The organism is Tenacibaculum sp. 190524A02b (genome assembly GCF_964036645.1).
GTDB classification, from domain to species: Bacteria; Bacteroidota; Bacteroidia; order Flavobacteriales; family Flavobacteriaceae; genus Polaribacter; species Polaribacter vairaonense.
The window spans coordinates 860,359-873,293 of the sequence record NZ_OZ038525.1; the positions used below are offsets into that span (position 1 = coordinate 860,359).

A 12,935-nucleotide genomic window follows, 5' to 3' on the forward strand; every position below is an offset into this window, starting at 1 on the left:
ATAAGATAAAATGAAGAAAATACTTAAATTATTCTTGTTTGTCTCTCTAATTGGACTTTTGTTGTCCTTCAGTGTCAATCAATTGGAAAAGAAATTGATTGGTAGTTGGAAAGTGATTACCGTAATCAAAGAAGATGGTACAAAAAAAGAAGGTAGAAAAATGATAACCTTCAGAAAGGATGGGGCTGTTGAAAGCATGAAAGACAACGGGTCGAAAATGACTGGATTTTGGAAATATGATAAGAAACAAAGTTTGCTCCAGATGTCAGATGAGACCAAAGAAAAATGGACTGATTTTAAAGTGTTGAAACTAACTGGAAAAGAACTGATTCTGAAAGACGAAAGAAAGACTTACGAAACAGTTAGAACTAAGCACAACACAAAATAAAGCACATAGCCTCACTACGGAACGGCAACGGTCTTTATTAAAACGTTAGCTTTCATATAAAATGAATATTCAAAATCAAATATTAGAATTTGCTGAAAAACATTCTTTGAAAGAGAAAGCATTTGCTTCTATAGATATAGTTATGGATGCCAGTATTGAATTTGATAATGAAATCGGTATAGACTTTTTAGATGGCAATGATAGGGATGACTTGATTTATGAATTTGGAAGATTTGAATTCCAGATTGACAGAAATGGCAACTGTAAAGTAGTTACAATCATTAAAATCTACTCAAAGAAACTTTATGGTCCAAATTGCGATGTTCCTGTTGGATACTATGAAGAATGGACTGATTTAAAAGGAGATCACTTGGACGAATTTTTGATTTTCGACTGGACACCAATAAATCTGAATATTGATTATCACATTGAGCGAATAAGTAAAACTGTTCCTCAGCGATATTTTAAAAGAAATATTCCTGAGTATGAATTTACGACATATATAAATCACTTAACATCCTTATTTCAAGGAAAACAATTTGATGGTGCAATCGTATTTTTGAAAAGATGCCTAGACTATTTAGAAAAAGATGGAAATAAGGAAATCGAAAAAGAGTATTTAAGTGAATGTCTTGAACTATTTCAAAGGGTTTTTCATTTCGTTAAAAACAACAACTTGATAGAACCTGAAAAACTAGATAAATATAGAATAAACGGAAGAATAAAAAACGAAAAGCTAATAATGGCCAAAAAATCATAGCTGCCCTGCGGGACAGCAACGCTTTTTAGCAGAGACGTTGTAGGTAATTACCAGAATGAGTTCACTAATTGAAAAAATAAATTGCATAAAATTAGCAAGAAGACAAGAAAATTTACTTAAAGGATTAGATAAATTCTATGAAATAGTTCGTTCTGAAATAAAAGAAGAACATAAAACTTTATTCAATGAAGGTTTTGAAAAATTCAGAAAAACAGGAAGGTATTCAATTCACAATACTTTTGCTGGTGGAATTATTTTCTTGAGAGAACCTGAAATAATTGAAAAAATAAAAATTGATTTTAAAACTGTGACAAATGATGCTTTAGCAGAAGTCGAATACAGTACTGAAATAAGAAATAAAAGAAATACAAAATATAAACCAAACGCTGGTAAGATAGAAAGTATAGACTGGAATATGTTAGGAGTATTCCCTCATTTCAACAAATATGATAAAGGAATTAAAATCGCTATACTTACGCTTATAGGAAACTTTGTCAAAGTTATTTGTGAAGACCTTAACCAAAATAGTTGGTTTATGAAATATGAAAAAAACTTTGAACTTGAAATTATACTGGATAATGAAATGATAAATAGATTATCTATAAAAGCAAAATAAACTACCTACAATAACTAAGTCTTCAGACAAATTCTGAAGATGGTGTTTACTAAAAACGATAGGATATTTAGTTTGTTTTATAATACTAATGTATGGGGTTTTCGCAGCGTTTTTTTGGTGATAAAATTCATAAATCGGAAGAACCTTTTTTCAGTTCTTTAATAGCTATTTTGCTATAATAACTATATAAATCAGAATAAAACACAAAAATTGGTATTCTTTTAGTAAAATAATTTAAATTTGGAAACAGAAAAAGTATCTAATCCCATAATAAACCATAGGTAAAACGATACCGCATAGTTCAACTGCGGATTAAATCAAAATGAGCCTGTGGATTATATGGTTTAATCCTATAATGTTGCCCACAATTATGAAAAAAATCCTAGTTACATTAATAATTTGTCTTTTAAGTATAAATAGTTCTGCTCAAGAAAAGATTACAACTGAATTAAAAAACGCCTATGAAAAGAAAAAATACGATTTGATAATTTCAGAACATTCTGAAAAAGCAAATGAATATCCAGCTAAAGCAATTTATTATATTGGAATGGCTTACTATATGAAAGCCGACGATAATAATGTAATTAAACTTATGGATTTATCTATCAAAAAAGATAAATCTGACCCAGATGTTTATTTCATAAAAGGGATGACTTTTAATTATTTAGGACAATTAGAAAAAGCGGTTGAATCTTTCAAAAAAGCAATTGAACTAGATTCGAGTAATACAAACTATTATAGTGGTTTAGGAGATTCATATTTGAATCTTAAAAAATATGATAAAGCTCTAAATTCTTATATCAAAGCAACTGAAAAAACAGAACCAATTGAAAGACCTTTTGCAATGATACCACAAATTTATGCAGAATTAAATCAACCTACTAAGGCTTTAGAAGCTTTTTACAAATCAAAGGAATTTGTTTCAAAAGAATCTAACTCTTATATAAATGCACTTTATAATATAGGACTTTATGAGTTTCTTAATAAAGAGTTTGAGAAATCAGAAATTGCTTATAAAGAACTCATTGAATTAGCTCCAAATGACTATCAATCTTATGCGAAACTGGTTCAAGTTTACTATTCAAAAAAGGAATATAAAAAAGCAGAACCTTTAAAAGAAAAACTTTACGAAGCTTATAAAAAAGGAAACCTAAAAGATAATTTAAAAAGTATGTTTTGTTTTGACCAATTTGAATGGAAAGGAAAAACAATACTTGCTTTTGAACGCTTTGCTGTAAAAGAAGGAGAATTATACTATAAACATATATTTTACATTCCAAATGAAAAAGGAAAAACTGAATTTACAATTCAAACAGAAAACTCACCAGTTTCTGAAGAATTAGGAACAGGAAAATATGCAGTTGGAATGGATAAAAATGGAACTCATTCAACTTTTGGATTTCTAAAAGAAAATTTTGAATATGACAACTTGAAAAATATTGTTATAAAAATTCTTGAGGAACAAATAAAAGCACGAGCAAGTTCAAGAAAAAGGAAAAACTAACTGTGGGCAATAACTAAGTCCTTGGACTATTCGTAGATTAAAGTCTGAAGATGATGTTTAATAAAACCATGAAAGTTTAGCCTAATATTTATTACCTTACGTTACTACAACAAACTTTTTAAATGACTATTACATGCTTTTTATAATTTTTAATTAATGAGAAATCTAGTAGATTTTAAAGTATACAATATTAAGTACAATGAGAGATAAATTCTATTTTGGAATGAAAGTTTCGTTAGGTGGCGAAATAGGAGTTGTAATTCAAGGAAAAGGCAAATTAGATTGGGATAAAGAAGCTGGAATCATTCGTTGGGATACAAATAAAGAAGTAGATACAGAGGATTGGAGAGGATTATATGGATCATTTATAGATTCCGGGGGAGTAGAAGTAAGTAAAGACCATCAATTTAAATATATAAAAGATGATGGAACTATGAAAAATTGATTGAGTTGAATAAAACTAGTCCACTTCCATACAAACCCTTTCGTGTGGCACACAAGAGTATGCAATAACAATTAAATTTTATATAAAAAGAGAACTACTTTTATAGTAAAAGTGAAGTAGTTTTTTGTTTTTATTATTGTATGAGTGTACAAAACATCTCGGGTTTTAAATTAGAGGATACAAACGTGCAAATGCTAGATTTTTATTGTGTAGAGGAATAACGAAACACTAGCGCATGAAGCTTTCATATACAAAAAACTCCACTGTGATAATACAAGTGGAGTTTCGTTGTTTTTATAAGTATTAATACAGCTTATTCTATAATAATCTTTTTAGTCATTTTACGCTGTGTACTTTTAGAAGTAATGTGTAAAATATAGGTGCCAGAAATTAACTTACTAGTATTAAGAATAACTTTCGTGTTTTGTATAGAAACATCATTTTTAGTAAGTACTTCCTTACCTAATAAATTATAAACAGAAATATCTACCACAGAAGCAGTAGTTTCTTTCATTTTTATGTTTAAAACATCCTTAGCAGGATTAGGATAAATATTAAAATGATTAGAAAACTCTTCATTACTTGTACTTAACGAGTTTTCCTCTATTTTAAAATCTAAAATACCAGAACCCCAAGAAGCAAAACGAACTGTATTTGTAGAAGCAATATAATCAACATCCATAGCATTAAAAAAGCCAATACCTTCAGCAATTGAGTACCATTTCTCTTCAGCAACATCAAATACATAAGGTCCAATATCAGTACCCGCAAAAACAAACTTTCCATCAGGGGTAGCTACCATTCCGCCAGTTTGTGCATCCGTACCACTAGGGAATTCCCCAGTAACATTTTTCCATGTTTGTCCGCCATCTTTAGATAAAATAGATCCTACACTATTGGTACTAGGCCCACAAAATAAAATCCAATTATCATTAGTAGGTAAAACAACGCCACTTCCCATATCACCACGTCCCCAAACTTCTGAAGTTTTAGCAAAAGGTGTTGTAATAGGATTTCCAAAAGTATTACCACGATCATTAGAAATATACACTTTACCATCTTGTAGCATAAATAATTTATCTGGAGTTCCCCAAGCCTGTGCTAAAGCAGCCACATGATTAGTTCCTTTAATGACTGTATGCCCCGTAACTTGAGAACCATCCCAAGTAGCTCTGTTTAATTCTTTGGCTAAAACCCATAAGTTCTCATTTGGTTTATTACGATCTATATACGTTTGTACCCAACCCATTAATGATTTATTAGGGAAACTAACCGATTTGTTTTCTTGAAATTGTGAATTAATTTTTCCGATAGATTGAAAACCTCCAGAGCTATTATATACAGGAACAGGACCGTATACTTTTTTACCTTCACGTTGCCATTTCCAAGCATGCAAACCATCATAACTATCAATAGGAGGACCATCACCACCAATACTTTGGTAAAAATCAAGCGTTTCTTCACCAGTATCAGAAATAATACTACCACTTCCTTGGTCTTGCGTGCTATAATAAATATGATTTGGATTTTTAGCGCCTGTAAAAATATTTTCTCTGTAAATTAAAGGGTTAATGGTATTGATAACATTTAAGTTTATATAATGTGCATTGGTATAACCAGAGTTGTCAAAACCAGTTCCTTCATTAGGGAAATCTTTCCACTCTTTATAAGAAACAAAAATACCACCATCAGAACAACGAGCAGTGAATAAATTACCAGAACTATTGTAGAAAAAATGAGACGCTTGAAAATCTGGATGATAATTAAAACGAATACGATTATAATAAGCTTCAGCACTTAAGCTAGTTCCATTTTGATAACGACCCCAACCAGTGGTAGTAGACAATGAAGTGTCTAAACTATTTAAAGAAATAACAGGTTGTGCATAACCAGCAACTACAATAGCAGGAGTTTCTGGATGTGCGGCAATAAACTTTCCAGGTGACATTTTTCCGCTTCGATCTCCGTACCAATTTCCTTTTGGAAATTTTTCTGTCCATGTTTTCCCTTCATCAGTAGACACCCAATAATTTTTATTTTCAGTAGCATATAATGTACGGCTATCACCACCAATACTCAATTGTTTACTTCCATGAGAGTTGGTATAGGAACCCTGTAAGTTAAAATCGTTTTTTTGTGCATTCATTTTATAAAAAGAACCCGAACGACCTAAATATACAGCGCTAGCATTGGTTTGAATAGCATATCTTGGGGTATATAAAAAGCTACCTTTTTTAGAACCAAAATCTTTTACCAAACTAAAGTTAGCACCATGATCTATAGATTTAAATACTTTTCTATTATCAGTAACATAAATAACATGGTTGTCTTGCCTATTAATAATAGAACTCGTGTTAGCATTAGGTAATCCATTTGATCTAGACCATGTTTGTCCATCATTATCAGAATAGTATAAAGGACCATTTTCAATATGAGCAACCAGTCTTGTTGTAGTACCTATTTTAAAAGCAAATAAATTTTGATAACGATTAGGCCAATTAGCCGTTAATAAAACAAAGTCATCACCACCTGTACCCTTTGTAGGGTTATACACAGTGCCTTTAAAAATATAAGATTTAGAATTAAATTCACTTACATAATGATTATGAGTAACCCCATAAATAATATCAGTATCGTCAAGCATTTCAGCAAATTTAAAAGCACCAGGCATGTTTTTAGGCCCTCTATTTGTCCAAGTACCTTTTAAATTACCATTAGCGTAGGAGGGTTTACCGTTTTTATGACGAGAAAACTTCTGCGCTTTGCTTGATAACGTTGCTAATATTTTTTGATGTCTAGCCGCTTGTTCTGGAGTCCAAATAGCATATTTATCTGGATTTTCCTCTTTTCGTTCTTTTTTATGTTTTTTAGGAATGGCTAGAGCCTCTTTTTTAGAAGGTTTGCATGACACAAGAAGCAATGTCATAACCATAAATAAGGTAATGTTTAATTTCATATAAATAAGTTAAGGGGTTAAGGATGAGGTAAAGATACCTCTTTTTTTAAGTTTGTTTAAAAGTAATTATTTAAAATATAGTTAGTTAGGTTTAAATTAGTGTATAGTTTATTCAGCATTATTGAAAAATAATACCAAAGTAATAACTCAAAAAATTAAAAATATTGTGTAAGTCCTTAAAAAATAACCAAAAAGGACTATTTTTTTGAAACAGTCTGTCATCTATGTTTGCAAAAAAAATAAAGATGACAAAAAATATACTTTTATTGTGTATTGCCTTGATGGGGATCTCGGCAATAGCTCAGAACACATATGTGCCTGACGATAATTTTGAACAAACCTTAATAGATTTAGGGTATGATTCCGGAGCTTTAGATGATTACATACCAACAGCGAATATTAATTCAATTACAAGCTTAAATTTAAACCGTAAAGGGATTAAAGATTTAACAGGGATTAAAGATTTTATAGCCTTAACCTTTTTAAATGCAGCTTATAATCAATTATCAAGTGTAGATGTGAGTAAAAATGTCGCTTTAAATACACTAGTACTTAGTTCTAATTTGTTAAAAACGGTTGATTTAAGTAAAAATTTAGCTTTAGAAAAGTTGTATTTAGATAATAATCCAATAGCTTCAGTAGATTTTAGTAATAACCCATTATTATCTGACATACGAATTGAAAGGGCTAAGTTAACTACTATAGATGTAAGTAAAAATACAGCATTAAAAACATTATATGTACACACTAATTTGTTAACTACTGTAGATTTAAGTAAGAATGTTTTACTAGAGGACTTTTATGGAGGTGATAATAAATTTACAAATATAGATTTGAGTAAAAATACTGCTCTAAAAGCGTTGGATGTAGGAAACAATCAATTATCAGCTATAGATGTAAGTATGCTTAGTAATTTAGAATATTTATATGTAAATAATAATAAGCTAAAAGTCTTAAATGTTTCAAAAAAAGAAAAACTAATTTCTTTAACTATTAGTAATAATCAAATTAATGAACTAGATATTAGTAGCAGTACTTTATTACAGTCTTTATCTGCCGATGAGAATGAGTTGAAAAGTATCAGTTTTCCTGAGAAATCAAGTTTAAGATATTTACTTCTACAATCTAATGAATTAACTTCTTTAGACTTAAGTAAGAATACTATTTTGGTTAGTGTTAACTTAGAATCTAACAATTTAACTAGTTTAAATATTAAGACCGGGAATATCATTAAGATTAATCCTAGAAATTTTAATATAACTAAGAACCCAAACTTACTTTGTGTTGAAGTAGATAATCCAGAATGGTTTACTGCTAATTTTACAAATAAAGATGCAATCACAGTTTATAATGAAGATTGTACTACAGTAGAAAAAAAGACCTATGTGCCAGATGATAATTTTGAACAAGCTTTAATAGATTTAGGATATGACTCAGGAGCTTTAGATGATTATGTACCTACGGCCAATATTAGTGCACTTACTAATTTAACACTAAGAACAAAGGAAATTAAAAACCTTACAGGAATAGAAGCTTTTACGGCTTTAGAGTACATAGATGTGGCTAATAACGAGCTAACAAATTTAGATGTTAGTCAAAACTTAAATTTAATTTCAATAACAGCATACAATAATAAGATAACTAGTATTGATGTTTCAAAGAATCTAGCTTTAATTAATTTACATTTAGCAATCAATCAGTTAACAACAATAGATATTACTAAGAATATAAATATTAAAACATTATTCTTATTTGAAAATAAACTAACTAGTTTAGATGTTAGTAAACAATTAGGCTTAACACAACTGTCTGCATATCAAAACCAATTAACAGCTATAGATTTAACTGTAAATACAGCATTAATATCAGTATATCTTCAATCAAATAAATTAGTTAGCTTAACTATAAAAAACGGAAACAATACTAAGATAGTTAAAGATAAATTCCATGTAAATGATAATCCAGAGTTGTCATGTATTCAAGTAGATAATGCAGCTTGGTCTAAAAGTAATTGGACAAACAAAGATGGAAAAGCCGTTTTTAAAGAGGATTGTAGTCTTCCAATAGCTCAAACCTATGTTCCAGATGATAATTTTGAGCAAGCCTTGATAGATTTAGGATATGATTCAGGAGTTTTAGATGACTATGTACCTACAGAGAATATTAGTGTTATTGATGCTTTAAACGTTTCTGATAAAGGAATTACTGACTTAACAGGAATAGAAGATTTTGCAGCATTAATTCAATTAGAAGTAAGAAACAATAACTTAAAAACAGTTGATATTTCAAAGAATACAACTATAAAACGAGTTTCTTTTGAAGGAAATAAATTAACAGAGGTAAATTTTAGTACTCTTACTGAATTACAGTATGTAAATTTGAAAAAGAATGAACTTAGTACCATTGATTTGTCAAATAATACAAAACTTCAAGATGTATTTGTTAGTAATAATCCACACCTTATGAGTGTAAACTTAAAAAATGGCAATAATGAAGAGATTGCGGTTTTTCAAAGTAGAAACACACCTAAGTTAACTTGTGTACAAGTTAGTAATGTAGAGTGGAGTACTAAAGTTTGGGTAGACAAAGATGAAGCTATTACCTATAGTGAAAACTGTGCTTTATCTGTAAACGACTTAGAGTTAAATAATGAAATAAACCTATATCCTAACCCAGTAATAAACAAAATGTATATTACAAATTTAAGTGTAAACGCTAAGAGTATTCATGTTTATAATCTTTTAGGGGAATTAGTATTTAAAACTAGTGTCAATCAAGGTAAAAATAAAGTTAATCTTGAAAGCCTTACTTCAGGTATTTATCTTGTAAAAGTGGGGAGCTATGTAAAAAGAATTGTAAAAAAGTAAATGATTAACTTTTTAAGATATAAAAATACCGAAAGCTAAAAACTTTTGGTATTTTTATTTAGAAGTATTATATCAAATTTAAGCTTAAAGCAAATTTAATGAGTTCAGCATTGTTATTAAAACCTCCTTTTTTATAAATATTTTTTTTATGTTTTTCAATAGTGAAAGGAGATAAAAAAAGTTGCTCTCCAATTTCTTTAGCAGAAAAACCTTTACAAACAAGTACAATAACTTCTTTTTCACGCTTCGTAAATTTATTAAATAGAACAATACTTTCATTAATATAATCTGCTTCCTCTAATAAATTAGTAACCTCTAATTCAAAATCTTCAATACCAGTTAAAGGTAAAGTCACGCAGCAAAAAACATGTTTTTCTAAATTTAACTTAACACAAGTAAAAAAAGGAACATAGTTATTAGAAGTACCTATTTTAACACGTTGAATATAGGTTAGTAATTTTTGTTCATTTTTTTGAGAAGCAAAATCAGTTAATAAACTTACACAATAAGGTAAGTCAGTTGGATGGACACAATTTTGTATAAAACTTGCTCCAGATTTTTGTATTTCATTAAGAGAGGTGCCAAAAAGTTCACAACCTTTTTCTTCTAAAAAAGTAATGGCTAAAGTAGTAATGTCATTTTCATGATAAAACCCTAAAAAAGCATCCGTTTCTATAGGTGAATTTTCTGTTTTTTGAGTTAAATACTCTTGTACACCTTTAGGTATATGTTTAGAAATCATATAGAAGTAAGTTTAAACTTATGAGAAAAATTATAAAAGTCAAAAAAATTAGAAACCCCCATTTTTTTATAAATACTATTCTTATGATTTTTTATGGTATGTTCAGATTTATGTAAAAGTTTAGCAGTTTCTTTTATATCATTACCATTGCATAAACAACGACATACTTCTATCTCAGTTTTTGTAATAGATTTATAGCGAGTTAAATTCTTTTTAATAAACATTGAGTTTTCCAAAAGTTTAAGACTGTCATGATTAAATAAATTCATATTCTGTATAGGAACACTAATACTTAAAATTCTTTCTCGGTCTATTACTTTTCCTCTAATATAAAGAAGCTCAGGTTTTCCAGATTTTGAAGAGTTAACTTTTTGAATAAAAGCTAAAGGTTTGTCGTAAACAAAAGCATCTAAATACTCAAAATAAATTTCGGAAATCTGTTGTACACTTTCTTTATCTATAAATTGATCTAATTTAAAAGTTGTTTTATGAGTTGTTTTTTTTAAACTGGACACATTGTTATGAAGCAGCTTATAATCTACTTCCAAAAAATCAAAATTAATAGCAGAATTAATGAATAAGTAACAAGGTAATTGCTCACATATTTGCTTAAATGAATGTTGATTATTCTGGATTAGAGAAGCTATTTGAAATAAGTTGATAGATGAGTAAGTCATTTTCAAGTAACTTTAGGAATGTTAATTAATATTATGAATAAGGGGTTGTTGCGGCAAAATTATCCATATTCATAAAGTGAAACTTCATACGAAAAGGGTGAGATTTAAACGACTACTTAAGAATATATTTCTCATTTTTGCACACAACCAAATCAGTATTAGTACATGAAGTATCCTATCACTAAAAAAATAGGTTTAATAGTAGGCCCTTTAGTTTTTTTATTAATCAATAACTTACCTTTTGAATTAATAACTAAAAATGCAGATCATGTAATAAGTGTAGCTCTATGGATGATTATTTGGTGGATAACAGAAGCTGTAGCTATTTCAGTAACCGCTTTGTTACCATTAGTATTGTTCCCTTTATTAAAAGTAATGCCTATTAATGAAGTAGGAGCTAACTATGGAAGCCCAATTGTATTTTTATTTTTTGGCGGATTTGTACTGGCATTGGCCTTAGAAAAAGTAAACCTTCATAAACGTATTGCATTAAACATCGTAAAATTAACAGGAACAACACCTAATAAGGTTATTTTAGGTTTTATGATAGCTACAGGTTTATTAAGCATGTGGATTAGTAATACAGCAAGTACTGTAGTTATGTTACCAATAGCTTTATCAGTAATTCAGTTGCTAATTGATGATGAAGATGGTTTTACTAAAAAAGACCAAAATTTTGCTTTGGCTGTTATGCTAGGAATAGCCTTTGCAGCCAATGCAGGAGGTATTGCTACAGTAATAGGAACACCTCCAAACTCTGTTTTAATAGGATTGTTAGAGAATGAATATAATATAGAAATTTCTTTTTTAAAATGGATGACTGTTGGGTTACCGTTTTCTATGGTTATGATAGCTTTGGTGTACTTTGTTTTGGTAAAAATAATGTATCCAAATAAAGGATTAACATTTACAACGTCTCATAACATTATTGATAAAGAAATAGAAAAGCTAGGTAAACTATCAAAGAAAGAAAAGCATGTATTAATAATTTTTGCTATTACCGTATGCCTTTGGATTTTTAGAGCATTGATAAATAAGATGTTTCCAGGGTTAAAACTTTCGGATACCATTATAAGTATTGGAGCAGCACTAGCTATTTTTGCTGTACCTTATAATTTTAAAACAGGTGAATTTATTATACAATGGAAGGACACAGAAAAACTAGCTTGGGGAATTCTAATATTATTTGGAGGAGGTTTGGCTTTAGCTAAAGGGATGTCTACCAGTGGTATTGTAGATTTAGTATCTTCTACCATAGCATCAAGTAATTTAGGTGTTTTTATAACAGCTTCTATATTAATCATATTAATGCTGTTTATGACAGAGTTAATGAGTAATGTAGCTTTAGTAGCAGTTTTAGCACCTGTAGTAGCAGGAATAGCTATAGGACTTAAAATTCCAATTACACATATATTAATTCCAGTAACTATGGCTAGTAGTTGTGCATTTATGCTACCTATGGCAACACCGCCAAATGCTATTGTTTTTGCAAGCGGTTATATAAAAGTAAAAGATATGATGAAAGCTGGTTTTATCTTAAATTGTTTGGCTGTATTATTATTAATCATACTATTTAATTATATAATTCCAGTACTGTTTTAGAATACTTATTAAGTTAGTTTTTAAGAATAAAGCAGATTAAAAAGAGTTATGTGTTTTAGTAGCTAACTTCTTTTGTCTAACATAAAGAAAAGCAGGGAGTGCTAAAGAAACTCCAACAATGAGATTAAAAAGAATATACAACCATAGGTTTTTCATACCAATTCGTTTCCCTTCAACAAGAACCAAGGTAAAAACTGCCAGAGTAGAAATAATAACATCCCAAGTAAAAAAAGAAGAAATTGACGTTCCTGTCATTTGATCGATAAAAAGTTTAAAATCAATTCCGTTTTGAAACAAAAATTCACCGAAATGATAATAAGGAATACAAGTACCTAGTATAGCAATAAGTAAATATAAATGTCTAACTCTCATGATGTA

General features: G+C 29.2%; 11 protein-coding genes. 7 read left to right on the top strand and 4 right to left on the bottom strand.

Features of this window, described 5'->3' with window-relative positions:
- Window positions 1-10 precede the first annotated feature (10 nt).
- The 5 genes from ABNT65_RS03515 to ABNT65_RS03535 all read left to right on the top strand — a co-directional run bounded on the left by ABNT65_RS03515 (window position 11) and on the right by ABNT65_RS03535 (window position 3,713).
- Window positions 11-388, top strand: a complete 378-nt coding sequence (locus ABNT65_RS03515; protein ID WP_348738061.1) for a hypothetical protein — start codon at window positions 11-13, stop codon at window positions 386-388.
- Between the two features lie 61 nt (window positions 389-449).
- Window positions 450-1,148, top strand: coding sequence for a hypothetical protein (locus ABNT65_RS03520; protein ID WP_348738063.1), 699 nt, complete (start codon window positions 450-452; stop codon window positions 1,146-1,148).
- 55 nt (window positions 1,149-1,203) lie between these two features.
- Window positions 1,204-1,764, top strand: coding sequence for a hypothetical protein (locus ABNT65_RS03525; RefSeq protein ID WP_348747182.1), 561 nt, complete (start codon window positions 1,204-1,206; stop codon window positions 1,762-1,764).
- A 370-nt stretch (window positions 1,765-2,134) separates the two neighbouring features.
- The gene (locus ABNT65_RS03530) at window positions 2,135-3,268 is read left to right on the top strand and encodes a tetratricopeptide repeat protein (protein ID WP_348747183.1); all 1,134 of its coding nucleotides are present in this window, start codon (window positions 2,135-2,137) and stop codon (window positions 3,266-3,268) included.
- Between the two features lie 199 nt (window positions 3,269-3,467).
- Entirely contained in the window at window positions 3,468-3,713 is a 246-nt protein-coding gene (locus ABNT65_RS03535; RefSeq protein WP_348747184.1) for a hypothetical protein, read from the top strand.
- A gap of 313 nt (window positions 3,714-4,026) precedes the next feature.
- On the opposite strand, the gene ABNT65_RS03540 is transcribed toward ABNT65_RS03535, so the two are convergent.
- Window positions 4,027-6,669: a T9SS type A sorting domain-containing protein gene (locus ABNT65_RS03540; RefSeq protein WP_348747185.1), complete on the bottom strand. Its 2,643-nt coding sequence runs from the start codon at window positions 6,667-6,669 to the stop codon at window positions 4,027-4,029.
- Window positions 6,670-6,914: 245 nt separating this feature from the next.
- Between ABNT65_RS03540 and ABNT65_RS03545 the strand changes: the two genes are divergently transcribed.
- Window positions 6,915-9,536, top strand: coding sequence for a T9SS type A sorting domain-containing protein (locus tag ABNT65_RS03545; RefSeq protein ID WP_348747186.1), 2,622 nt, complete (start codon window positions 6,915-6,917; stop codon window positions 9,534-9,536).
- Window positions 9,537-9,603: 67 nt separating this feature from the next.
- Here the strand turns inward: ABNT65_RS03545 and ABNT65_RS03550 are convergent, their stop codons facing one another.
- Together ABNT65_RS03550 and ABNT65_RS03555 are read right to left on the bottom strand one after the other, a co-directional pair.
- On the bottom strand, window positions 9,604-10,278 hold the full coding sequence (locus ABNT65_RS03550; protein WP_348747187.1) for a response regulator transcription factor: 675 nt from the start codon (window positions 10,276-10,278) through the stop codon (window positions 9,604-9,606).
- Window positions 10,275-10,955 (bottom strand): helix-turn-helix transcriptional regulator, encoded by a 681-nt coding sequence (locus ABNT65_RS03555; protein ID WP_348702908.1) that lies wholly within the window; start codon window positions 10,953-10,955, stop codon window positions 10,275-10,277. The genes ABNT65_RS03550 and ABNT65_RS03555 overlap by 4 nt, the downstream gene beginning before the upstream one ends.
- A gap of 165 nt (window positions 10,956-11,120) precedes the next feature.
- On the opposite strand from ABNT65_RS03555, the gene ABNT65_RS03560 reads away from it, so the two are divergent.
- The gene (locus ABNT65_RS03560) at window positions 11,121-12,557 is read left to right on the top strand and encodes a DASS family sodium-coupled anion symporter (protein ID WP_348747188.1); all 1,437 of its coding nucleotides are present in this window, start codon (window positions 11,121-11,123) and stop codon (window positions 12,555-12,557) included.
- Window positions 12,558-12,593: 36 nt separating this feature from the next.
- Here the strand turns inward: ABNT65_RS03560 and ABNT65_RS03565 are convergent, their stop codons facing one another.
- Complete coding sequence (locus tag ABNT65_RS03565; RefSeq protein WP_348702905.1) at window positions 12,594-12,929, bottom strand: DUF2834 domain-containing protein; 336 nt, start codon at window positions 12,927-12,929, stop codon at window positions 12,594-12,596.
- Window positions 12,930-12,935: the final 6 nt, after the last annotated feature.

Coding starts and splice junctions, on each gene's coding strand:
- ABNT65_RS03515 (WP_348738061.1), top strand. CDS start 11: ATGAAGAAAATACTTAAATTATTCTTGTTTGTCTCTCTAATTGGACTT.
- ABNT65_RS03520 (WP_348738063.1), top strand. CDS start 450: ATGAATATTCAAAATCAAATATTAGAATTTGCTGAAAAACATTCTTTG.
- ABNT65_RS03525 (WP_348747182.1), top strand. CDS start 1,204: ATGAGTTCACTAATTGAAAAAATAAATTGCATAAAATTAGCAAGAAGA.
- ABNT65_RS03530 (WP_348747183.1), top strand. CDS start 2,135: ATGAAAAAAATCCTAGTTACATTAATAATTTGTCTTTTAAGTATAAAT.
- ABNT65_RS03535 (WP_348747184.1), top strand. CDS start 3,468: ATGAGAGATAAATTCTATTTTGGAATGAAAGTTTCGTTAGGTGGCGAA.
- ABNT65_RS03540 (WP_348747185.1), bottom strand. CDS start 6,669: ATGAAATTAAACATTACCTTATTTATGGTTATGACATTGCTTCTTGTG.
- ABNT65_RS03545 (WP_348747186.1), top strand. CDS start 6,915: ATGACAAAAAATATACTTTTATTGTGTATTGCCTTGATGGGGATCTCG.
- ABNT65_RS03550 (WP_348747187.1), bottom strand. CDS start 10,278: ATGATTTCTAAACATATACCTAAAGGTGTACAAGAGTATTTAACTCAA.
- ABNT65_RS03555 (WP_348702908.1), bottom strand. CDS start 10,955: ATGACTTACTCATCTATCAACTTATTTCAAATAGCTTCTCTAATCCAG.
- ABNT65_RS03560 (WP_348747188.1), top strand. CDS start 11,121: ATGAAGTATCCTATCACTAAAAAAATAGGTTTAATAGTAGGCCCTTTA.
- ABNT65_RS03565 (WP_348702905.1), bottom strand. CDS start 12,929: ATGAGAGTTAGACATTTATATTTACTTATTGCTATACTAGGTACTTGT.